22 protein-coding genes are annotated in these 23626 nt (G+C 40.8%); 13 read left to right on the top strand and 9 right to left on the bottom strand.

Annotated features, from left to right (window positions below; translation table 11 throughout):
* The first annotated feature begins 16 nt into the window (after positions 1 to 16).
* Positions 17 to 1147 carry a PilT/PilU family type 4a pilus ATPase gene (locus PSR9079_RS09410; protein WP_145234933.1) on the top strand — a complete coding sequence of 377 codons (1131 nt, stop codon included), beginning with the start codon at positions 17 to 19 and terminating at the stop codon, positions 1145 to 1147.
* 1 nt (position 1148) lies between these two features.
* The gene (locus tag PSR9079_RS09405; RefSeq protein ID WP_145234935.1) at positions 1149 to 2060 is read left to right on the top strand and encodes a hypothetical protein; all 912 of its coding nucleotides are present in this window, start codon (positions 1149 to 1151) and stop codon (positions 2058 to 2060) included.
* On the opposite strand, the gene ruvX is transcribed toward PSR9079_RS09405, so the two are convergent.
* From ruvX to PSR9079_RS09375, 6 genes are all read right to left on the bottom strand, one after another.
* Positions 2023 to 2469: a Holliday junction resolvase RuvX gene (gene ruvX, locus PSR9079_RS09400; RefSeq protein WP_145234938.1), complete on the bottom strand. Its 447-nt coding sequence runs from the start codon at positions 2467 to 2469 to the stop codon at positions 2023 to 2025. The two genes, PSR9079_RS09405 and ruvX, sit on opposite strands and share 38 nt — an antisense overlap.
* 36 nt (positions 2470 to 2505) lie before the next feature.
* Positions 2506 to 3063 carry a YqgE/AlgH family protein gene (locus tag PSR9079_RS09395; protein WP_145234940.1) on the bottom strand — a complete coding sequence of 186 codons (558 nt, stop codon included), beginning with the start codon at positions 3061 to 3063 and terminating at the stop codon, positions 2506 to 2508.
* A gap of 27 nt (positions 3064 to 3090) precedes the next feature.
* Complete coding sequence (gene gshB / locus PSR9079_RS09390) at positions 3091 to 4044, bottom strand: glutathione synthase (protein ID WP_145234942.1); 954 nt, start codon at positions 4042 to 4044, stop codon at positions 3091 to 3093.
* A 54-nt stretch (positions 4045 to 4098) separates the two neighbouring features.
* On the bottom strand, positions 4099 to 4833 hold the full coding sequence (gene rsmE, locus PSR9079_RS09385) for a 16S rRNA (uracil(1498)-N(3))-methyltransferase (RefSeq protein WP_149981271.1): 735 nt from the start codon (positions 4831 to 4833) through the stop codon (positions 4099 to 4101).
* Between the two features lie 105 nt (positions 4834 to 4938).
* The gene (locus PSR9079_RS09380; RefSeq protein WP_149981270.1) at positions 4939 to 5412 is read right to left on the bottom strand and encodes a hypothetical protein; all 474 of its coding nucleotides are present in this window, start codon (positions 5410 to 5412) and stop codon (positions 4939 to 4941) included.
* Between the two features lie 30 nt (positions 5413 to 5442).
* Entirely contained in the window at positions 5443 to 6336 is an 894-nt protein-coding gene (locus PSR9079_RS09375; RefSeq protein WP_149981269.1) for a DUF350 domain-containing protein, read from the bottom strand.
* Positions 6337 to 6409: 73 nt separating this feature from the next.
* On the opposite strand from PSR9079_RS09375, the gene glnE reads away from it, so the two are divergent.
* Positions 6410 to 9208 carry a bifunctional [glutamate--ammonia ligase]-adenylyl-L-tyrosine phosphorylase/[glutamate--ammonia-ligase] adenylyltransferase gene (gene glnE, locus PSR9079_RS09370; protein ID WP_149981268.1) on the top strand — a complete coding sequence of 933 codons (2799 nt, stop codon included), beginning with the start codon at positions 6410 to 6412 and terminating at the stop codon, positions 9206 to 9208.
* Here glnE and PSR9079_RS09365 read toward each other — a convergent pair.
* The 3 genes from PSR9079_RS09365 to tolC all read right to left on the bottom strand — a co-directional run bounded on the left by PSR9079_RS09365 (position 9205) and on the right by tolC (position 12207).
* Entirely contained in the window at positions 9205 to 9777 is a 573-nt protein-coding gene (locus tag PSR9079_RS09365; protein ID WP_145234952.1) for a TcpQ domain-containing protein, read from the bottom strand. The two genes, glnE and PSR9079_RS09365, sit on opposite strands and share 4 nt — an antisense overlap.
* 54 nt (positions 9778 to 9831) lie before the next feature.
* Positions 9832 to 10758: an LpxL/LpxP family Kdo(2)-lipid IV(A) lauroyl/palmitoleoyl acyltransferase gene (lpxL, locus tag PSR9079_RS09360; RefSeq protein ID WP_149981267.1), complete on the bottom strand. Its 927-nt coding sequence runs from the start codon at positions 10756 to 10758 to the stop codon at positions 9832 to 9834.
* Positions 10759 to 10863: 105 nt separating this feature from the next.
* Positions 10864 to 12207 (bottom strand): outer membrane channel protein TolC, encoded by a 1344-nt coding sequence (gene tolC, locus PSR9079_RS09355; protein ID WP_149981266.1) that lies wholly within the window; start codon positions 12205 to 12207, stop codon positions 10864 to 10866.
* Between the two features lie 441 nt (positions 12208 to 12648).
* Between tolC and PSR9079_RS09345 the strand changes: the two genes are divergently transcribed.
* From PSR9079_RS09345 to rraB, 10 genes are all read left to right on the top strand, one after another.
* Positions 12649 to 13275, top strand: coding sequence for an NUDIX domain-containing protein (locus tag PSR9079_RS09345; RefSeq protein ID WP_149981265.1), 627 nt, complete (start codon positions 12649 to 12651; stop codon positions 13273 to 13275).
* Between the two features lie 44 nt (positions 13276 to 13319).
* Positions 13320 to 13778 (top strand): DUF1249 domain-containing protein, encoded by a 459-nt coding sequence (locus tag PSR9079_RS09340; protein WP_145234962.1) that lies wholly within the window; start codon positions 13320 to 13322, stop codon positions 13776 to 13778.
* Positions 13765 to 14556, top strand: a complete 792-nt coding sequence (locus PSR9079_RS09335; protein ID WP_149981416.1) for a metallophosphoesterase — start codon at positions 13765 to 13767, stop codon at positions 14554 to 14556. Before PSR9079_RS09340 ends, PSR9079_RS09335 begins: the two co-directional genes overlap by 14 nt.
* Positions 14541 to 15101, top strand: a complete 561-nt coding sequence (locus PSR9079_RS09330) for a YqiA/YcfP family alpha/beta fold hydrolase (protein WP_149981264.1) — start codon at positions 14541 to 14543, stop codon at positions 15099 to 15101. Before PSR9079_RS09335 ends, PSR9079_RS09330 begins: the two co-directional genes overlap by 16 nt.
* 31 nt (positions 15102 to 15132) lie before the next feature.
* Complete coding sequence (parE, locus tag PSR9079_RS09325; RefSeq protein WP_145234966.1) at positions 15133 to 17022, top strand: DNA topoisomerase IV subunit B; 1890 nt, start codon at positions 15133 to 15135, stop codon at positions 17020 to 17022.
* Between the two features lie 20 nt (positions 17023 to 17042).
* Positions 17043 to 18971 carry a GGDEF domain-containing protein gene (locus PSR9079_RS09320; protein WP_149981263.1) on the top strand — a complete coding sequence of 643 codons (1929 nt, stop codon included), beginning with the start codon at positions 17043 to 17045 and terminating at the stop codon, positions 18969 to 18971.
* On the top strand, positions 18964 to 20058 hold the full coding sequence (locus tag PSR9079_RS09315) for a PQQ-dependent sugar dehydrogenase (protein ID WP_149981262.1): 1095 nt from the start codon (positions 18964 to 18966) through the stop codon (positions 20056 to 20058). Before PSR9079_RS09320 ends, PSR9079_RS09315 begins: the two co-directional genes overlap by 8 nt.
* A gap of 10 nt (positions 20059 to 20068) precedes the next feature.
* Entirely contained in the window at positions 20069 to 22360 is a 2292-nt protein-coding gene (gene parC, locus PSR9079_RS09310; protein ID WP_149981261.1) for a DNA topoisomerase IV subunit A, read from the top strand.
* Between the two features lie 158 nt (positions 22361 to 22518).
* Positions 22519 to 23232: a 1-acylglycerol-3-phosphate O-acyltransferase gene (locus PSR9079_RS09305; protein WP_149981260.1), complete on the top strand. Its 714-nt coding sequence runs from the start codon at positions 22519 to 22521 to the stop codon at positions 23230 to 23232.
* Positions 23232 to 23567, top strand: a complete 336-nt coding sequence (gene rraB / locus PSR9079_RS09300; protein WP_064667208.1) for a ribonuclease E inhibitor RraB — start codon at positions 23232 to 23234, stop codon at positions 23565 to 23567. Before PSR9079_RS09305 ends, rraB begins: the two co-directional genes overlap by 1 nt.
* Positions 23568 to 23626: the final 59 nt, after the last annotated feature.

Raw genomic sequence — 23626 nt, 5'->3', positions numbered from 1 at the left:
CGAGTAAGGAGCAGTAATGACACATTCTCTTGATTACTTTTTACATTTGATGATTGAAAAGCAAGGTTCGGATTTATTCGTATCGAGCCAATTGCCAGTCAGCGCAAAGATTAATGGCGAGCTAATTGCACTTGGCGACGAAAAAATATCAGACGAAGAGTCGCTGCAATTAGTTGAATCAGCGATGAGTGAAAAACAAAAAGCAGAGTTTCATAATACTAAAGAGTGCAACTTTGCCATAGCTACCGATGAAGGGCGCTTTAGGATCTCGGCATTTTGGCAACGAGATTGCGCGGGTATGGTTATTCGCCGTATTGTTACGCAAATTCCTGATGTTGCTGAGCTTGGTCTACCGTCGACATTGACTGATGTGATCATGGCTAAACGTGGTTTAGTGCTGTTTGTTGGTGGTACTGGCACCGGTAAATCAACGTCGTTGGCTGCATTATTAGGTTACCGTAATCGTAATCAACGTGGGCATATCTTGACCATTGAAGACCCGATTGAGTTTGTCCATGAACATCGCAAAAGTATTATTACTCAGCGTGAAGTTGGCTTAGATACGGAAAGTTTTGAGGCGGCGTTAAAAAGCTCATTACGCCAAGCCCCCGATGTCATTTTAATTGGTGAAATACGTTCGCAAGAGACCATGGAATACGCACTTAGTTTTGCTGAAACCGGTCATTTATGTGTTGCTACATTACATGCCAATAACGCTAACCAAGCAATTGACCGTATTATGCATTTAGTGCCTAAAGAAAAGCACGATAAGCTAAAATATGATCTATCCTTAAACTTACGAGCTATCATAGCACAACAACTAGTGCCTACAGCCGATGGCAATGGTCGAGTAGCTGCTATCGAAATTTTATTGAATACCCCGATTATCGGCGAGCTTATCAAAAAAGGCGACATTGGCGGCATTAAAGAAGCCATGGCTAAAGCGAAAGATATGGGTATGCAAACCTTTGATCAAGCGTTATTTGAGCTCTATAAACAGCAACGTATCAACTATGCAGATGCTTTGCATCACGCTGACTCACCTAACGATTTACGTTTGATGATTAAGCTTCGAAATAATGAACAGCAAGGGGCTGGTTTTTTACAGGGAGTAACAATTGACGGGTTAGAACCTAAAGGTCAGTAGTATGAAAAAACGCATAAAATGGTTACTTGTAACAGTTAGTTTTTATGTTGTTAGTAACTCATTTTTTGCGATGGCGACAGATCAATCGATTGCTATTTTTATCCGAGATGACGTGCATTATGATTACACACATTTTTTAGCCGGTAGAGCACCGCAGGATATTACTGATTTTAGTGGTCGATTTATACGTCGCGATGTAGTTGATATGATCATTGCCCAACAAGCCTTGTACTTGGGGGGCTTTAATAAAACTTTCAGTTATCAAATTGGTAAAATTAATTTTCGTAATACCAAACTGTTAGAAAAAGGTGAGCTACTGATCAGCTTTGATAGTTATTGGTATGAAGATGCCAAATCACTGGCAGATAAAGTGTATATCAGCGATGAGCTGATCCGTAAAGGCGAGTATTTTGCGGGGATTTTTACTTCTCCAAACAATAAAAAAGTATTTCAGCTGCAGCACCTGTCAGATTTTAATCAACTAACTAGTGTGTCTACGCCGCGTTGGCGTACAGATTGGAAAACTTTATCGCAATTACCATTAAAAGATCTAGTTGCAGAGGATGAATGGCTCAGTCAAGTGCGTATGGTATCGATGCAATGGATTGATTTTATGTTAATGCCACTGATGCCACAGATGGGTAACCAATATGTACTTGAAGATATTGTTTTGCAAGCGGTACCTAATGTGCTGATATTATTAGATGATAGTCGTCATTTTGTAATATCAAAACGCCATCCTGATGGCGCTCAGGCTTTTAAAGCGTTGCAAAAAGGCTTAAAGATATTACGAGAACAAGGTGCGATAGAAAAAGCCTATCGCCAAGCTGGATTTATTCCTGAACTGAGTGAGCAGCTTATTATAAACCTACCGCTTACCCGTAAGCTTGTTCAAAGAAGCTTTCCAAAATAATAACAGCCGACATATTATCCACATTTCCTTTACCTAAGCTACGGTAACCGCCTTGCTCAAATAATCGTGCTTTTGCATCTGCAGTGGTTAAACGTTCGTCTTGGGTCTCTACAGGCAGCCCATAGTGATTATGTAAGCGGTTGGCAAACTTTTTAGCTTTAAAGGTGACTTCTTGATTTGTGCCATCCATATTAAGCGGTAATCCAACCACCAGTAAATCAGGTTGCCACTCATCGACATGCTTTTTAATAAAATCCCAATTTGGAATACCATCTTTTGCTTTGATAGCGCTTAGGCTCGATGCGGTTCCTGTTAGTTCTTGGCCGATAGCAACACCAATGCTGGTGGTGCCAAAATCAAAGCCCATCACGGTGCGTTCACCTTTGGGCTTTAGTTGTTTTTTAGTCATGCTATCTCTGTGCTTTAAAATTGTGGTTGACCACGCTTATGCGTGGCCAGCTTCCGAACTTAATTGGCTAATATCAAAACCGAGCGTCGCGACTGCTTTTTCCCAGCGTTGCTCTATCGGTGTGTTAAAAATAATCTCAGGATCGGCTTTTATAATTAGCCATGAATTTTCGAGTAGCTCTTGTTCGAGCTGGCCTTGCTCCCAACCCGCATAGCCCAGTGTAATAATAAACTGTTCTGGTGCTTGGGCTGTGGTTAAACTTGCTAACACATCTTTGGATGTGGTTATCATGATTTCGCTGCTAAGTTCTTGGCTTGCGCTATAACCTGCTTTTGGAGAATGCAGTACAAAACCACGATCGGTTTTTACAGGTCCTCCAGCAAATACTGCAACACTTGCTGCGTGGGTGGATTTGTCGTTATCAATCTCTATTTTGTCGAGCAAGTCGCCGACTGTAATATTGATCGGCTGGTTGATCACCAGCCCCATAGCCCCGTCTTCATTGTGCTCACAAATATACGCGACAGCACGTTTAAAAAAAGGGTCTTGCATTGATGGCATTGCGATTAAAAAATGATTTTCTAATGATTGCATAACGATACCCCTTTATTGTTAGTAAATTTAAGTATGGCTCAGTTTTCTTTCTATGGCATCAAATAAGCGCCCAGTAATTGAAATATCATAGGCAGCTTCGATTTCTTTTACGCAGGTAGGTGCTGTAACATTAATTTCTGTTAGCTTATCACCAATGATATCAAGACCTACAAAAATAAGTCCTTTCGCTTTTAATGTTGGTGCAACGGCTTCGGCAATTCTACGATCTGAATCACTGATTGGGCGTGCTTCACCACGACCGCCAACAGCTAAATTACCACGTGTTTCACCATTTTGTGGAATGCGGGCTAGGCAATATGGGATCACTTCGCCATCGACCACCAATACGCGTTTATCACCTTGTTTGATCTCTGGGATATAGTTTTGTGCCATGGCAAAACGGCTACCGTGTTCGGTGAGTGTTTCGCAAATAACCCCAATGTTGGCATCATTTTCAGTCACACGGAAAATAGAGGCGCCACCCATACCATCTAAAGGTTTTAGAATGATGTCTTTATGTTCAGCCAAAAATGCGCGGATCTGGTGCTTACAACGGGTTACTAAGGTGTCAGGTGTATGCTCACTAAACCATGCGGTGAATAACTTTTCGTTCGCATCACGCAGGCTTTGTGGCTTATTAATAATAAGCGTGCCTTCAAGTTCGGCGCGTTCTAAAATATAGGTTGCGTAAATGTACTCAGTATCAAACGGTGGATCTTTACGCATTAAAATAACATCTAAATCAGCAAGTGCGATACTGGCTTTTTCTTCCAGCTCATACCAATGGTTTGTATCGTCGAACACGGTTGCTTTTGCGGCTGTGGCATACGCTTTGCCTTTACGCAATGAAAGATCATTCATTTCCATGTAGTAAATTTCATAGCCACGGCTTTGGGCTTGCATCATCATTGCAAAACCGGTGTCTTTTTTGATGTTGAATCCGCTGATCGGATCTGAAATTATACCTAACTTAATTGCCATGTTCGTTGCCTTACTGAATCTGTTGCTATTGATATGAGGGTGGTTTTACTAATTTCAATTAGCTAAATCGCCAAATTGTAGCTGTAGTGCACTTAAGACTGTCAAAGCGGCAGTTTCAGTGCGCAGCACGCGTGGGCCGATATGGATATCAACAAAATTTTGTTGTTTGGTCTGGGCAATTTCATCATCAGTGAAGCCACCTTCAGGACCAACTAAAAACCGCACGCCAGCGCTAGGTACTTCGATTGTTTTAATACTGTGCTCTGCACGAGGGTGTAGGGTAAGCTTAATTTCATCACTGCTTTGTGCTAGCCATTGGCTGATGTCTATCGGTGGATGAATCGTGGTGATTCGGTTACGACCAGATTGCTCTGCTGCAGCAATCGCTATTTTTTGCCATTGCTGGTGTTTTTTTGCAAGTCGCTCGGCGCTTAATTTAACGCCACAACGTTGACTGAAAATAGGGGTGATTTCAGTGATCCCTAATTCAACAGACTTTTGAATGGTAAAGTCCATTTTGTCACCGCGAGAAATCCCTTGCCCTAGGTGAATGCTCAGCGGTGATTCAACATCTTTTTCATTAAATTCAAGCGGCATTGCAACGACTGATTTTTTTCCTACTTCAATGAGTTCGCAAAGATATTCGCCGCCTTGGCCATTAAATAATGAAATATGCTCACCGACTTTCATCCGTAATACGCGACCTATGTGGCCTGCTGCATCATCTTCTAACTGAAGTGCAGTGGCAATTACAATAGGACTTGCTTGATAAATATGAGGAACTCTCATGATGACCTTCAACAAAAATAGCTAATATCGTTATGGTATGTAAGTCATCTCTTCGGTGCAAATACTTATTGTGAGTCAGTGATAATTAGTTAAGTTTTATTTTAACTAATTATTAAGCTTTTCACATAATGCGTCTAAATTTTGCGGTGTTTCGGCTATTTCGGTTTGACATGATAAGTGATTGTTTTGTGCTAGGTCTGTGACTGGTTCAAACAGGTATCCATCATCAATCTCTTTAATTAAAAACCGTACAGAATGTAATGAATTGAATATAAATCGTTGTTTATCATCAGCTAATAAATAATCCGTTTGATTGCATAGTACACCGGCAATATCATGGTGTTCATGTAAATAACTCGCCAGTTCTGACACGCTAATTTCATTACTAAAGTCGCAGTAGCAATAATCTTTGATCAACTGGTCAAACATTAATTTAACCAAGTGACGGGTATTTGCACCAGCAACAACAAGGGTACTTGGACTGGTGCCGTGTGGCTGAGCAAAATAATGTTCAGTGAATTGCCGGCTGAATTCACTGTCGTTATCGATCAGTAGATAGTTATTTACTTCAAACGGCATAAGGCCCCACGTATTACGTCATTTTCAATATTAAATTGAAAACATACTTATTAGTAAATAGCCTATAGCGCTGAAAACAGCAAATTCAATGCAAGCTATTCCAATATTATCCTGATGATCAATTTCAAGCTCAGTATCAATGTTTGGCAAAGAGATGAACTTGATTATAGTCGTTAATAGATACAGTAATAACCACATAGTGCCGCAATGTAAAGCTAATGTGAATAAATTCTCAACCATTTTACCACTGTGAAAAGTGGCACTGGCAAGACCCGCATAGATAGCTAATGCAAGGCCAATGGATTTACCAGCATAACGAATGCCAATAGAGGTGTTTTCTAAATTAAAGTTACTTTGTAATGACGCCCCTTGATTGGCGCGAGCAAAGCGATATTCACGGAATTTACTGTCTAAGGCAAAAATAGTTTGCAGTAAAAAGAAGCTGACAAAAGCAATTAGTAAGCTGCTAAACCCTTGGGTATGAGACCAGCTGTATAGCCCTAATGTAATAATACAGTTAGCGATCAACATGCCTGAATCTACCAACGCGGCACAGACATTTTGTTTTAGTATGGCGGCTTCTTCATTAAAGCGGTGCAAAATCCACTTGCGGTGGATCAAGTGGCCTACTTTAATAAAAGTAAACAACAGTACTATCAGTATAATCATCTTAAGCGGGTTTGATTGGGCTGCACTGATACTAATTTCATCAAATAAAAATGCTACAGTCGCGATCACTACACTGATTTCTGACGCAAAACTAATTCCTAGAGCAAAATTGTCATGTTGAGCAAGTTCTTCTTTTAATGCTTGTTTAGCCTTGAGTTGACTTACTACCCGCAAACAAATAACAGCTAAACAAATAACCATAAAACAGATAGCAATCGCGAGTAAACTAGTGTTAGATAAAGATAAATATGACATTGAGAACCTAGGGTGGTTATTATTATGTTAACTATTCTAGTACGGTTACGACTGATATAAAAGAGAGTATTTGATGACACCAGGCGAACAACTCCCAACAGCACTGCATGGCTTAGGCAGCGAACGTTTTTTTCAGCTATATCCAGAGCTTCCTGCTAATGAATTAATTATTAATTTGTTAGGTTTGAGTGACTTCGCCTGGCGTTGCCTGCAATCTCAGCCGCAGTTAATTGAGATGTTGCTCAGTGATACTCAAATGAGTTTGCGAGATAGTCCTAACCCATTTCAAGACTTAAATCTTACCGAGGTTGATGAAGCGCAGTGCCATAAAATTTTACGCCGTTACCGGGAACGCTATTGGCTAAAAGTAGCATGTTTAGATTTATGTTACAGCAATGATATAGCCGATAGTATTGGCTATATCTCGGCTTTAGCCGATCAGCTAATTGATAGTGCCAATAACTGGGCATTTGCCCAAGTTGCTCAGATTAATGGGCAACCATTCGATGAGCAACAACAGCCACTGGCGATGTTGGTATTAGGAATGGGTAAGTTAGGTGGCCAAGAACTTAACTATTCGTCAGATATCGATTTAATTTTTTCTTATCCGCGTAGTGTAAAAACTCAAGGTGGGCGGCGCTCTTTAGAAGCGCAAGTGTTTTACACTAAAGTGGCACAAAAGCTGATTGCCGCACTTAATCAAACAACGGTTGATGGACAAGTATTTAGGGTCGATATGCGGCTGCGGCCTTTTGGTGAAAGTGGCCCCTTGGTGATGAGTTTTAATGCCATGGAAGATTACTACCAAGATCAAGGCCGTGAGTGGGAACGCTATGCGATGCTCAAAGGACGTTTAATTGGCCCTCAAACGCGCTACTGTGATGAATTTTATCAGTTATTAAAGCCTTTTGTGTATCGTCGCTATATCGATTTTTCAGTGATTGAATCGCTGCGTAAAATGAAGCAAATGATAGCTCAAGAAGTACGCCGTAAGCGCTTAACCAACAATATAAAACTAGGCGCTGGTGGGATTCGTGAGGTCGAGTTTGTGGTGCAAGCATTGCAAATGGTACGAGGTGGGCGTGAAGCCAATTTACAAACACAATCATTACAAAAAGCGTTAGCTGAATTAGTAAATATTCAAGTTATTGGCGCAGATGAAGCAAAATTATTACGCCACAATTATTTGTTTTTAAGGCGAGTTGAGCAATATTTACAGATTTTTGCAGATCAACAAACGCAAACATTGCCAGATGATGCCCTGAACCAACAACGGCTAAATTACTTGTTAGAGCAGAGTGACTTCAGCGCATCTTTAGCGCAAATAAATGACATTATGGCTGGCATCCACAGTGAATTTGAACAAGTTATTGGTTATGAAAGTGAGCCAGTCGATCCTTGCGAAAGTGCTTTTATAAGTGCTTGGGAACACACCGATATTAGTGTTTTAACCGACCCAAATGATGCATGGCAAATACCATTAGAAGATTTTAAAGCCCGCTTAACGAAAACTAAAATTGGTCATCGTGGCCGTGATATTCTCGATAAACTCATGCCATTAATGCTAAAGCAACTATCAGACAGTCAAGCAAGTGGTGACGTATTTAGTATGATCTGCCAAGTATTAAGCAAGGTTATTTCACGAACAGCCTATTTAGAGTTGCTGTTTGAAAACCAAGGCGCGTTAAAACAGCTTGTTTCGTTGTGTTGTCATAGTAAATGGATTGGTGAGCATATTTCGCGTTACCCGATTTTACTTGATGAGCTTATCGATCCTGCGGTGCTGTATAAGCCTACACCACTGACTGCATATAAAGACGAAATACGACAGTATTTTTTACGTATTGATAGCGCAGACTTAGAACAGCAAATGGAAGCACTGCGTCAGTTTAAACAAACCCATCAACTACGTATTGCTGCCGCTGATGCAACCGGTGTGTTAGATGTAATGAAAGTAAGCGATCATTTAACAGCATTAGCCGAAGCGATAGTTGAGCAAGCGGTGAACCTTGCTTGGCAGCAAATGGCGCAGCGTTTTGGTATTCCGCCTAATACTGATGAAGAGCACAAGGGCTTTGCCGTAATAGCTTATGGTAAAACCGGTGGTTTTGAAGTGGGTTATGATTCTGATCTCGATTTAGTCTTTGTACATAATAGTGATGGCTCAGAGCAAACTAATGGCACTAAAGCGATTGATTCACGGCAGTTTTATTTAAAATTAGCACAGCGACTAATGCATTTATTTAATACTCGAACGGCGTCGGGCATTTTATATGAACTAGATACGCGGTTACGCCCAGAAGGTGCCTCAGGGTTAATGGCAATCAATCTTGAGAGCTTTAACCACTATCAGCAAACGCAAGCTTGGACATGGGAACATCAAGCGCTAGTGCGTTCTCGGATGATTTTTGGGCAACCCGAATTACAGCAGCGCTTTGCGCAAATTCGCTTAGGCATTTTGTGCCAGCAGCGCGACCCGCAAAAGCTTAAAGACGATGTGATCACCATGCGTGAAAAAATGCGCACACATTTAGCGAAAGGCAACGATATTGAGTTTGATTTAAAACAAGATACTGGCGGCATTGCTGATATTGAGTTTCTGACTCAATATTTAGTGCTTGATAACGCTTATAGCTTGGAGCAACTAACTACTTACTCAGACAACGTAAGGATTTTAACCGATGCAGCAAGGCTTGGTTGTATTAGTGATGAGATCAAGCAAGGGCTTATTACAGCCTATATTGATTATCGCTCGCGTTATCATGTGTTGAGTCTAGATCAGCAGGGACGTTGTGTAACAAAAGCTGAATTTGCGAAAGACATCGCATTTGTTACACAAGCATGGCAGCAGATATTTGAGTTAAGCGCTTAACTTCTTAGGCGCTTACAGTTTTCGCGCACATATTCAGAGGGCAGCTCGGTGATCACGGCTGCTCGCTGTTTAAAACAAAAGAAGGTATAAACTTCGTTTTCAAAGTCATCATTGATCGCCCGGCCAACTTGATAAAGCGTTGAATTAAAATTGCTATCCACTCGAAAGTGTTCTTTGATCACATAGTCTTTACTTAAATACCAATACAGAACGATATCTTCATCGCGTGCGTAATCAGTTAATACTTTTTTTAAAGTCGAGCCATTTTCAAAGCGTCTCGGCATTAACTCACCAGTCCAATTTGGTGAGGATGGTTCAACAACTTTAGCGCGCTCGGTCAGCGCCGCATCTATATTTATATCCGGATTAGCTAATTTAAGTACGTATTTATCGCGTTCATTGCTTTTATTTACCTGGTTGCGTAACGATGAATAAAAACGTGATAAACCTTGCGCAGCCGCATTTTTAGTATCTTTCATGTCCATGACTGGGCCATGACCTAATAAAAAATAAATCGCTGCGGCAATCAAAATGGCAGCTAGTGATAAATGCTTAACCCAAAACCACATGGCTCATACTCTTGTATTTATATTTACTAATAAAAGCATATTACAGCGGCGTTGTCACTTGTAATAAGAGGGGGCGTTCTCATCCGGCCTGGTTTTAAAGCGTCGATGAACCCACATATATTGTTCTGGTGCGGCATTAATAGCTTCTTCAATGCGTTGATTTACACGAGTCACATCGGCGAGGTTATCGCCAGATGGAAAGTTTTCAAGCATAGGGCGTACTTCTAAATGATATTTTCCCTGTTCGTCACGTCGACTTATAAGACTGACGGTTTCACAGTGCTTACTGGCTGCAAATAGCAAAGTCCCAGTGGTAGTTGCGGTATCTTGAACTGCAAAAAAAGGTGCAAATTCACAGCGTTGGCGGCCATAATCTTGATCGGGTAAGTAATAACATAATTTTTTATTTTTTAAGGCTTTGAGTAGGCCTTTAACATCGCGTTTGCCAACCACAAATTCATTTGAGCGTAAACGACCATTAGTAATAAAATATTCCATTAGCGGATTATTATGGGGGCGGTAAAAACCAATACCTTGATAGTGTAATCCCATGACACGGCTTGCCATTTCAAGATGCAGTATGTGTGGGACTATCATTAGAATCCCTTTACCAGATTGTTGTATTTGCTCAAAGTATTCAAGCCCTTTAACCGAGCCGCAAACTTTTTTTACACGCCAATCAGGCCACCACCATGACATGGCTGTTTCAATCATACCTATACCGGTATTTTCTAAGTTAGAAAGTACTAATGCTTGTTGTTCGGCTGCGGGCATATCTGGAAAGCAGCGTTTAATATTGACTTCAGCAATATGGCGACGACTTTTCATAAAACGATGGACTAAGCGACCTAGCAGTCGGCCCAATGCAAGTTGTAATTTCTGCGGTAGCCAAGAAATTATATACAAAATAAATACGCCAAACCAAGTAAACCAATAACGAGGGCCCAAGAAAGACCATTTAAATGGGGAGTTGTTGACCACAGAAGTATCTCATATGCAAAAGAAGCTAGTTTAACTGGATGAATAAAAAAATACAAAAAAGCCAGCAAGTTGCTGGCTTTTAAATGAGTAATGTTAAGCTTATCTTTATTGGATTTCTTTTAAACCTTGGTTGATGGCTTGTAAATCATTACTTGTTAACGTGCCCGCTGCTTGTTTTAAGCGTAGCGTTGATACAACGTAGCGATAGCGTACATCAGCGAGGTTACGTTTGGCGTTAAATAAGTTTTGTGTACTGACCAGTACGTCAACAATAGTACGAGTACCCACTTCAAAACCAGCTTCAGTGGCTTTTAATGCACTTTCAGCAGAAACTACTGCTTGTTCAAGGGCTTTAAAGGTCGCAATATCTGATACTACTTGATTATAAGAGGTGATCACCGAACGGGTTACGCCACGTAGACTTGCTTCTAAATCTTCACTTGCAGCAACATAAAAAGCACGTGCTTGCTCAGTCGCTGCAGTAGTAGCACCGCCTGAATATATTGGCACACTAAAGTTAATGCCAATATTTGTACTATCACCACGTGGGCGCGCAGTGTTGCTATTGCTATCAGTTAGTGTATCACCGTAGCTGGCATCTAAAGTCAGCTTAGGGTAATGACCCGCTTGTGCTAAATCAATTTGATCTTTAGCGATATCAACCGTTACTTTAGAGACCTGCAGAGTTAAATTATTTTGTTCTGCAAGCTTAATATAATCGGGTGATTTTTTTGCTGGTTGAACGGTAGAGAAAGTCTCAGTGTTTAACATATCCAGCTTAGCGTGATATTTACCGGTGATTTCGCGAAGCTGCTCACGGGCGGTTTCAACGCCGTTTCTGGCAACGATTTCGCGGGCAACCGAGTTATCGAATTGTGCTTGCGCTTCATGCACATCGGTAATTGCCGTTAAGCCTACTGCATAACGCTGTTTGGTTTGCTCAAGTTGACGTTCAATAGCGCGTTTTTCAGATTGTACAAATTCTAAGTTATCAATCGAACTTAATACGTTGAAATAGCCATCAGCAACACGAACAATGAGATCTTGCTTGGCAAAGTCATATTGAGCAGCTGCTTGCAACGCTTGTTTGTCTGCAATACCGAGTGAATTCCATGCACCTAAATCAAACAGTGTCTGGCTTAGTTTAAGACCACGGCTGAATGTATCTGAATCGCTATCGACCTTGGTGTAACCTGCCGCATCAGTACCATTAAATGATGTGCTATCGGTTTTATCATACCCCATAGAAAAACCGATTTGTGGCAATAATGCGCTCATTGCACGGTCACTGTTATAAGCTTGTGCGTTTGCTTGGGCTTTTGCTTTTAAAACAGTAGGATCGTTAGCTGTGGCAATTTCATAAACTTGTAATAAGTCTTCAGCATTTGACGCTGTGGCAGTTAATGCGCAAGATATACCAATCAGCGCAGCAAGAATGTTTTTTTTCATTATTCGTTCAGTCCTTAGACAATTTACGTTCTAAAAGCATGGTAACCTGTTTTACTTAAGAACAAAAAAAAATTTGCGTAAAACAGCGTAAACAAGTGTAACAGAATATATACCCAAACCACCTCAATATGTGAGTTTCAGTTGGAATTAAAAGCGATTTAGGCAAGGCATTGATTGTAAGTTATAGTGGTTCTATTATTAAAATCAATAACGCAGTATAAATCGCTTTTAAACCAACCCCCCTGGGCGTTTCACAGGAACTTACTCTCATCGTTGTTACTTCTTAAAAGGGACTGCCATTGTTGCAAAGTAACGCCTTGATATTAAGCCCCTGTGAAACGCTGGATTCTGCATCTTGAGGTGGTTTGGGTATAATCCCCGGACATGATAGTAAGTATCTAGGTTTAAATTCAAGTAATAGCATGTGTAATAGGAAACTTCATGGCTGATGAAAAGCTCACAAAATTTACCAAACAAGACGTTAAAATTGCTCCTATAGAAGTACTTTATAGCGGCTTTTTTAATATTAACTTATATCAGTTTGAACATGCATTATTTGCGGGGGGTCAATCAGAGACTATCCGTCGTGAGATACTCGAACGCGGTGACGCGGTTGCAGTTTTACCGTATGATCCCATAGCAGACAGTATTTTGTTGATAGAACAAATACGTATTGGCGCGATAAGAACTAAACAGTCACCTTGGTTATTAGAATGTATAGCAGGCATGACCGATGGCAGTACTAATTATGAAGATGTCGCTAGGCGCGAAGCATTTGAAGAAGCGGGCTTAGTACTGAGCGAATTGGAATTTATGCTATCGTACCTGTCAAGCCCAGGAGGGACTACTGAGCGGTTACATCTTTATCTTGCAAAAACGGATTTAAGCCAGCTGCAAAGTGACGTGTATGGACTTGCAACTGAAGGTGAAGATATTAAAACGCATATTCTCAGTTTTGATGATGCAATGGCGCGTTTAGCAACCGGTGAGATAGATAATGCTGCCTCGGTAATTTCATTGCAGTGGTTAGCGCTTAATCGCGAACGTATAATTAATCAGCGCAGCTAAAATAGTAATAGACTACCCTTAACCTCTAACTTTATGGCGGTAATGTGACAGCACTTGCAGTGAAACAACGATATATTCAGAGTCTTCCTAAATACTTGACGTTATGTGAGCATAACTACTTACGTGCTTTAAAATTGTTGCCCAATGAGCGCAAAGAAGGCAATACACGTCAAGTACAATTGGGTAATAACCAGTTTGTAATTAAGGTGGATGGCTGTGCTAAATACACGATGGATATTTCAATAACGCAATTAACCGGTATGTTAAAAGGGTTTAATCCGCTGTTTTTAACTGTGCGTTTATATCACGATGCAAAAGTTGCTGAAATAATTCACCATGATTACCATCAAAGGATCAAACCTTCATATGGTTACCCTAATCCGCAAATGCATCAAAAAGATGAAAAATATCAACTTAATGCGTTTTTGTATGATTGGTTAGTGGCGTGTGTTGAAAGTGGTCGAGCGGTACTTAACTGGGATATAAATGATGGCCTGGTTTGATGAGTCGGCGCAGTTCAATAATACTCAGCTGCGCTTAGCGCATATTACCGATTGTCACTTATTTGCAGACCCACAAGGGGAGTATTTTGCGGTCAATACCGCTGAGCACTTTTCTCGCGCGCTTGCAGATATGGCAAAACAGTCATTGGACGCCGTGATCTTTGGTGGCGATTTAACCCAAGATCACAGTTTTGCATCATATTTGTTGTTTGCTCAGTTGATTGCCGATTCTGCGCTTACTTGCCCTGTTTTTTGGCTGCCTGGTAATCATGATGATATCAGTGCGATGCAGCGTATTTCTGGTGGTCAAATCAATAGCGCAAAACGATTAATTGCCGATGGCTTTGAAGTGTTGTTAATTAGCTCTAAAGGGCCAACACCAGCAGGTTGGGTAAGCGAAGCCGATTTAAATGAACTCGCTGATTTATTAGCGACTTCACAGTCGCCGAGCGTGGCTTTTTGCCACCATAATCCATTACCTATTAATGGTTACCTAGACAAGCATATGCTCGAAAATGGCCCGCAACTACTTAATGTATTGCATAATAGCGCGCTAGTAAGGCAGTTATTTCATGGTCATGTTCACAATGACTATCAATTTAAATTCAGAAGTATTGAGATTTTTGCTACGCCAGCAAGCTCAGTGCAGTTTACTAAATACACCGATGACTGGCAGCAACACAATGCGGGGCCTGGTTATCGATTGTTGACAATATCAAAGCCAACAAACAGTGCAAAACTATTAATTAACTCGGAACTGATGTGGCCCAACGAGTAATTTATATTCATGGTTTTAATAGCAGCGAACATTCATTTAAAGCTGTCCGCTTTGGTGAGTATATGGCACACTATGACGTTGATTATTGTGTGCCACGGCTAAGCCATGAACCGTTTCATGTGATAATTCAAATTGAACAATTATTAACGCCAAATACTGTATTACTTGGCAGTTCTTTAGGTGGTTTTTACGCCACTTATTTATCGCAAAAATATCAGTTACCAGCAGTGGTTATAAACCCTGCGGTTAAGCCTTATTTATTATTGAGTTCTTTGTTAGGGCCGAACTATAATCCCTATCAGGATAGCCATTACGAGCTCAACAATAGTCATATTAACGCGTTAAAATCACTGTCGATACCTAGCTTAGAGCGCCCATCATTACTGTACTTATTACAGCAAACGGGTGATGAAGTACTGGATTATCAGCAGGCCGTTAAATATTATTCACAATGCAAGCAACAGATAGAATTTGGTGGTGATCATAGCTTTGTTGGCTTTGATGACTCCATTGCTAGTATTGTAGATTTTCTTAAAATCACGTAAAACTTAGCTAAGCGCATAAAAGATAAAAACTATGAGTCAGCAAAATTATAACGCCGAAGCCATTGAAGTATTAAATGGGTTAGAACCTGTTAAACGCCGCCCTGGTATGTACACCGACACCACCCGTCCTAATCACTTAGGACAAGAGGTTATTGATAACAGTGTCGATGAAGCCATGGCCGGACATGCCACTAGAATTGATGTCATTTTGCATGAAGATAATTCGCTAGAAGTTAGCGATGATGGCCGTGGTATGCCTATCGATATTCACCCAGAAGAAGGTATTCCTGGGGTCGAATTGATTTTTACCAAGCTGCATGCTGGTGGCAAGTTCTCTAATAAAAACTACCAATTTTCAGGTGGTTTGCACGGGGTAGGGATCTCCGTGGTTAATGCATTATCAACGCGCGTTGAAGTGGTTGTGCGCCGCGATGCACAACAATACATGATGGCGTTTGAAAGCGGTGATAAAGTTGAAGATCTTCATGTTATAGGCACCGTAGGTAAACGTAATACAGGTACAACTGTACGTTTTTGGCCTGATGTAAGCTACTTTGACTCAGCTAATTTCTCGTTGACTAAATTACATCATTTATTAAAAGCTAAAGCCGTACTTTGCCCAGGTTTACGTATTAAGTTTGTTAATAAACAAACCAAAGAAACCCAAGAGTGGTATTACGAAACAGGCCTTAAAGACTACTTAAACGAAGCTGTTAAAGGTTACGAAGTACTGCCAAAAGACCCATTTACCGGTGAGTTTTCAAGTTCAACGGAAGGTGCTGATTGGGCGGTTGTTTGGTTACCTGAAGGCGGTGAATCGATAGCTGAAAGTTACGTTAACTTAATACCAACTGCGCAAGGCGGTACTCACGTAAATGGTTTGCGACAAGGTTTACTTGAGGCTATGCGTGAGTTTTGTGAATTTAGAAACTTACTGCCGCGTGGCGTTAAGCTCACCCCCGATGACATTTGGGAACGGTGTAGCTACGTTTTATCAGTGAAAATGCAAGATCCACAATTTGCCGGTCAAACCAAAGAGAAATTATCTTCTCGTTCGTGCTCGGCATTTGTATCTGGGGTGGTAAAAGATGCATTCAGTTTATGGTTAAATGAGCACACCGATACTGCTGAGTTACTGTCAGAGTTATGTATTTCTAATGCACAAAAACGTCTTCGCGCAGCCAAAAAAGTGGTGCGTAAGCGTGTTACCGCAGGCCCCGCATTACCGGGCAAATTAACCGACTGTAGCGCTGCAGATAACGACCGTACGGAGCTGTTTTTAGTAGAAGGTGACTCAGCTGGTGGCTCAGCTAAACAAGCACGTGATCGTGAGTTTCAGGCAATAATGCCACTACGTGGTAAAATTTTGAATACGTGGGAAGTTGAATCAGGGCAAATTTTAGCGTCACAAGAGGTGCACGATATTTCTGTGGCGCTGGGTATCGACCCTGACTCAACTGATATCTCTTCTTTACGCTATAATAAAATTTGCATCTTAGCGGATGCTGACTCCGATGGACTGCATATTGCGACTTTGTTGTGTGCACTATTTGTTCGTCATTTCCCAACGTTGGTGAAAACGGGTCACGTATATGTAGCTATGCCGCCGTTGTTTAGAATCGACATTGGTAAAGATGTTTATTATGCCCTTGATGAAGATGAAAAATCCGGCATCCTAGCGCGTATTGAAGCAGAGAAAAAACGCGGTAAAGTAAATGTTCAGCGTTTCAAAGGCTTGGGGGAAATGAACCCACTGCAACTACGCGAAACGACCATGGATCCTAATACTCGTCGCTTAGTTCAGCTAACCTTAGAAGATGAAGTTGAAACCATGGAAATGATGGATATGTTGCTGGCGAAAAAGCGCTCATCAGATCGTCGTCAATGGTTAGAAGATCACGGTAATCGTGCTCAAGTGTGATTTTTCAAGGGTGTAATGCCATGCAAGTACAGCAAGGGAGTTGTTTTAAACATTTAAACAGTTTAGTTTTATTAACGATTCTTGTTACTTGTTTGTACTTGTACTGCGCACCTTTAAAAGCACAGCAAAAAACCGCTTTTGATGAGCAATGGTTAACAACACAACTGCATACCGCCCACGAAAAAAGCATTCAGGATCCAGGCCAAGCCATTGAGTTTGTAGCGCTATTATTAGTAGAGCATACGAGTCGCTTAACAGTGTTACAACGCACAAGGTTACAACTCAATTTAGCTGAAAATTACTTGTTAAATGGTGAAATAACTAAATCCATTGAATTGGAACAGCAAATAGCGAAGCAGCTAAACTCACTAAGTAGTGATGCGCTGATAAGCTACTACTTAGTAAAATCGGATATTTACAATTTTACTGGGCAAACTGAAAAATCATTAGCGGTTTTAATGACTGCCAAAAAGTTAGTTGAACAACTTGATAATGATAAGCTAAAAAGTGATGTATATGGCGCTTTAGCTAATTTTTATGTGTATAACCATGATGATATTCGGGCATTAGATTACTTCTATAAAAGTTATGTAATTATTAAGCGTAGTGGAAGTTTACTTGATTTAGCCTACATAGAATCAACAATGGCAAAATCGTACGAATATTTGTTTGATTACAACAAAGCAATTGAAGTGCAAACTAAGGCATTAGATTATTTTTTAAAACATGACTTAGCGTTTGACAGTTTAGTGTCGTATTTTCATTTAGCTAAAGTTTATTTAAAGATGGGGCGCAGCCAAGAGGCGATTGCAAGTAGTCAGAAATTACTGACGTTGAGCAAAAAGTTAGCCAATGAAAAATTAGTGTACTACGGTTATATTATCTTAGCAGAAGCATATTTATTAGAACAAGATATGGCTCTAGCTAGCCATTATTTGTCATTGAGTAATCAATATTTTGACAGGCTTGAAGATGTAGTTACCATTGCTAACCACTTCTATACTCAAGCAGGTATTGAGTTAGCACTGAATTTGCCTGAGCAAGCCACGATAACCTTAACTAAAGCGCAGCAGTTGTCGAAGCAAATTCCGATAGAAAACAGTATCACATCACTATTGAAGTTAACCCGCTTGCTTACTCAGCTTGCGGTGCAGCAACAAGATTATCAGCAGGCGTACTTACATCAGCAAGATCTTATCGCTTTAAATGCTCAACATTATAATAAAGTGCGAGAGTTATCCCGTTCTCGCTATCAAGTTCAGTTTGATACTAAACAAGTAGAAATTGAACGACAGCTGCTTGAAAAAGATAAAGAACTTAGCGAATTTGCATTACAAGAAATTAAGCAACAGCAAGCATTACAAAAAACCATTATGCTAAGCGTACTATTATTATTTTTATTGCTGTTAATTTTTTCATGGCGACAATATAGTTTAAAGCGCAAATTTAGTGTGCTAGCCAATACGGACGTTTTAACTGGTGTGGCTAATAGACGTAAAATAATAGAGTTAGCTCAGTTACAGTGGCAACAGTTAAAAAAAGACGATCACAATTTTTGTTTGATTGCTTTTGATTTAGACCACTTTAAAAACATTAATGATGATTTTGGCCATCCGGCAGGGGATTTAGTGTTACAAGCGATCACGAATACATCTCTGCGAGCGATCAGAGAGAATGATATTCTAGGGCGCATTGGTGGTGAAGAGTTTTTAGTGGTACTCAACAATACCACTCTAGCTGAAGCCACTGAAATTGCTAATCGAATTAAAACTGAGATTGAAAAAGAACGTATAATCAGTGATGGAAATGAGATCAAAGTCACTGCAAGTTTTGGTGTGGCGCAAAAGCAAGCGCAACTAGGCTCATTTAAAGATTTATTTAAAAAAGCAGACAAAGCGTTATATGCCGCAAAAGATCATGGCCGTAATAGGGTAGAAATCGATGAATAAATTACTAGTTTCTGTATTAACATTAGGCTTGCTAAGTACTCCCTTAGCAGCAAAAGAAATCCTTAAAGAACTCAGTGTTCCTGATGGCTTTACTGTAAACATATTTGCCAGTGATGTGGAAAATGCACGGCAATTAGCAGTATCTAAAAAAGGTATTGTGTATGTTGGCTCGCGAAACGCGGGCAATGTGTATGCACTGATTGATCACAATAGTGATGGGGTTGCCGATAAACAAATTTTGGTGGCCAGTGGTTTAACTATGCCTTCAGGTTTAGCGATCAAAGATGGCGACTTATATGTTGCTGAAGTGCAACGTATTATTCGCTTCAAAAATATTGATACACAATTGAAAGCACCTAAATATGAAGTGGTTTACGACGCATTACCGACAGAGCGTCATCACGGTTGGAAGTTTTTACGCTTCTCACCAACCGGCGAGCTGATCATTCCTGTGGGTGTACCTTGTAATATTTGCGCTGAAGATGAGCGCTATGGGCGAATATTTTCATTGGATGTAAACACCAAACAAATGACCACGTTAGCACAAGGTGTGCGTAACTCTGTTGGCTTTGACTTTCATCCTAGCACCCAAGCTATGTGGTTTAGTGATAATGGCAGAGACATGATGGGTGATGATCTTCCACCGGATGAACTAAACCGCTTAACAACCGAAGGTGAACATTTTGGTTTTCCCTATGTGCATGCAGGTGCCATCTTAGATCCTGAATTTGGTAAAGGTAAAAATATTGCCGATTACAGTGCCCCAGCTTTAGCCTTGGGTGCGCATGTAGCCCCATTAGGGATTCATTTTTATCAAGGTAAACAATTTCCTGCTAATTATAAGCAACAATTATTTGTTGCTGAACACGGCTCTTGGAACCGTAGTAAAAAATCTGGATATAAAGTGGCAGTTGCCACTATTGAGCAAGGACGTGTGATAAAATACACGCCGTTTATTACGGGCTTTATGAAAAACGAAGAAACATTGGGTCGTCCGGTTGCTTTTGCAGAACTTGCCGATGGCAGCTTATTGATCTCCGATGATTATGCCAATGTGATCTACCGTGTAAGCTATAAAAAAAATTAGGTAGGCTTTGATGAGTGATACAGATACCTTGCTATTGCAAGGAATTGAGCAACAAACAATGGGGCGTTTTACCGAAGACGCCTATTTGAATTATTCCATGTATGTGATCATGGATAGGGCATTGCCACATATTGGCGATGGTCTAAAACCAGTACAACGTCGTATTATTTACGCCATGAGCGAACTGGGGTTATCGGCAACGGCTAAATATAAAAAGTCAGCCCGTACCGTTGGTGATGTACTCGGTAAGTACCATCCTCATGGTGATAGCGCTTGTTATGAAGCGATGGTGTTAATGGCACAACCATTTTCTTATCGTTACCCATTAGTTGATGGGCAAGGGAACTGGGGTGCTGCAGATGATCCAAAGTCATTTGCGGCAATGCGTTATACCGAAGCGCGTTTATCTAAGTTCTCAGAAGTACTGTTAAAAGAACTTGGCCAAGGGACTGTTGATTGGACGCCAAACTTTGATGGCACAATGGACGAGCCACAAGTATTACCATCACGCTTACCACATATTTTACTCAATGGTATTACGGGTATTGCAGTGGGTATGGCAACTGACATTCCGCCACATAACGTACGCGAAGTAGCCAGTGCCTGTTGTTTGCTATTGGATAACCCTAAAGCTGAACTAGATCAATTGCTTGAGCATGTACAAGCTCCCGATTACCCAACTGAAGCTGAAATAATTACTTCAAAAGCGGATATTCGTAAAATTTATCAAACCGGCCGTGGTTCGATAAAAATGCGCGCTATTTATACAGAGGAGCACGGCGATATTGTCATTACTGCACTGCCACATCAATGTTCTGGTGGTAAAGTACTTGAGCAAATCGCAGCGCAAATGAATGCCAAAAAGCTGCCTATGGTCGCTGATTTACGTGACGAATCAGATCATGAAAATCCAACCCGGATTGTCATCATTCCGCGTTCTAATCGCATTAAAGTGGAGCCGTTAATGGCTCATTTATTTGCCACTACAGACTTGGAAAAAAATTACCGCGTTAATATCAATATGCTTGGCCTTGATGGCCGTCCGCAGGTAAAAGATTTACGAACAATTTTAACTGAGTGGCTGGTGTTCCGCCGTGAAACAGTGCGCCGTCGCCTGCAATACCGTTTAGATAAAGTATTGGCTCGTTTACATATTTTAGAAGGTTTATTGGCAGCCTTCTTAAATATTGACGAAGTGATCGAAATTATTCGTGCCGAAGACAAGCCAAAGCCGGTATTAATGGAACGCTTTGGTATTACAGACATCCAAGCCGAAGCAATCCTTGAATTAAAACTACGTCATTTAGCGAAACTTGAAGAGTTTAAAATTCGTGGGGAGCAAGATGAGCTTGCCAAAGAGCGCGATAAATTACAGCTGATATTAGGCTCTGAACGTCGTATGTCGACGTTACTAAAAAAAGAGATTCAAGAAGCAGCAGAGCTGTATGGTGATGAACGCCGTTCACCGATTGTCGAACGTCTTGAAGCGAAAGCATTAAGCGAAAAAGATTTAATCCCATCAGAATCAGTAACCGTTGTGTTGTCTGAAAAAGGTTGGGCGCGTGTTGGTAAAGGCCATGATTTAGATGTTGAAGGGCTCAGTTATCGAGCTGGCGATGCATATAAAGCCTCTGCCCGTGGTAAGAGTAATCAACCTGCGGTGTTCTTAGATTCTGCTGGGCGTGCATTTGCCACTGATGCGCATGGGTTACCGTCGGCACGAAGCCAAGGTGAACCAATGACAGGGCGGTTTAACCTCACTGCAGGTGCTAATTTTGAGCATGTAGTGATGGGCGAAGACAAACAAGTACTGTTAATGGCATCAGATGCAGGTTATGGTTTTATTACTGATTTTGTAGATCTAGTAAGTAAAAACAAAAACGGTAAAGCCTTGGTTAGTGTGCCTAAAGGTGGGCAATTATTAGCGCCAATTAGGGTTAATGATGTTGCTAACGATTACTGTATGGCGATATCGAATGAAGGCCGGATGTTGTTATTCCCATTACGTGATTTACCAAAACTAGGTAAAGGTAAGGGTAACAAGATAATCTCTATCCCAAGTGCCAAAGTACAAGCGCGTGAAGAGTTTGTTAAAGTGCTGGCAGTGGTGCCTGAAGGTACCAGTGTTACCCTGCATGCAGGTAAGCGTAAGCTGACTCTTAAACCCAGTGATTTAGAGCATTATCATGGTGAGCGTGGTCGTCGAGGTAATAAATTACCGCGTGGTTTACAGCGTGTCGATGAAGCGGTTGTAGAGTTGACGGCGATTGATGATGACATTGAGCCGACAGAAACCGAGTAAGTATTTTTTTAATATCTATGAATAAAACGGCCTGCTATTGCAGGTCGTTTGTTTTTAAAGCAGAAAATTATTTTAAGCTTACATGTGTTCGCTAAAAACTCGTTTAGCGGTAAAAATAACGCTATAATGCTGGCGTTATTATTTTTGGAGCGTTTTCTTTGTTAGCTATTATTCGTATTGTTATTATGGCATTGTTTATTTTATTAAGCTGTGTATTTGGTTTACTCCTTTGTTTAGTAAAACCTTTTCATATAAATAATGTACATATTATTTCAAGTTGGTTTGGCACAGTGGCTAAAATGCTTGGTGTAAACGTGGTTATTACACGCCATCCTGACGCGCAAAGTTGTGGCCCTGCAGTATATGTTGCAAACCATCAAAATAATTACGATATTTTCACTTTACCGGCGGCGGTACCAAAAAACTGTGTCAGTTTAGGTAAAAAAAGTCTTAAGTGGATCCCATTTTTTGGACAGCTATATTGGCTTTCGGGCAATATTCTAATTGATCGGGGTAATCGCTCTAAAGCGGCTGGCACGATCACTAAATCGGCCGATAAAATCAAACAAAAAGGCCTGTCAGTGTGGATTTTCCCAGAGGGAACCCGCAGTTACGGACGTGGCTTATTACCATTTAAAACAGGTGCATTCCACACGGCTTTAAATGCGGATGTACCTGTAGTACCCGTATGTATGAGCACAACATATAAAACCATTAAGCTAAATCGCTGGGACAATGGTATAATCTACATAGACATGTTAGCGCCAGAACCACTTGATAAAACGATTGGAGCACGTGAACACGCAAAGCGTATTCATAGCAAAATGGCTGCTAGAATAACTGAATTAGATGCTCAAGTGAGAGAAAAGTAATGGAAAATTGGCGTGAAATTAGTGAAGACATTGTAACTTCGTTATTAGAAGATGGTTCTGATCCTGAGATCTTATACGAAGTAGAACATCACTTTGTTTGCGAAGACTTTGTCAAGCTTGAGCAAGCTGCACTAGCTGCGTTTAAACTAGGCTATGACGTTGAAGAGCCTGCAGAGCTTGAGCTTGAAGACGGCAGTAAGATTTGGGGCTTTGACATCGTTGTTGAAGCTGAGTTAGATGTTGACGTAATAATGGAAGATGTTGATAAACTAGCACAACTTGCGATCGACACCGACGTAGAATACGACGGCTGGGGCACTTACTTCCAAGAGTAATGTGTTAGCCACTAGGTCCTAACCACTAGGACCTAGTGTAATCCATAACTATTATTGAC

Source organism: Pseudoalteromonas rhizosphaerae, from assembly GCF_902498845.1.
Taxonomy (GTDB): domain Bacteria; phylum Pseudomonadota; class Gammaproteobacteria; order Enterobacterales; family Alteromonadaceae; genus Pseudoalteromonas; species Pseudoalteromonas rhizosphaerae.
The sequence above is the reverse complement of the archived record's forward strand: the minus strand, read 5'-3'. Positions and strand labels throughout refer to the sequence as shown.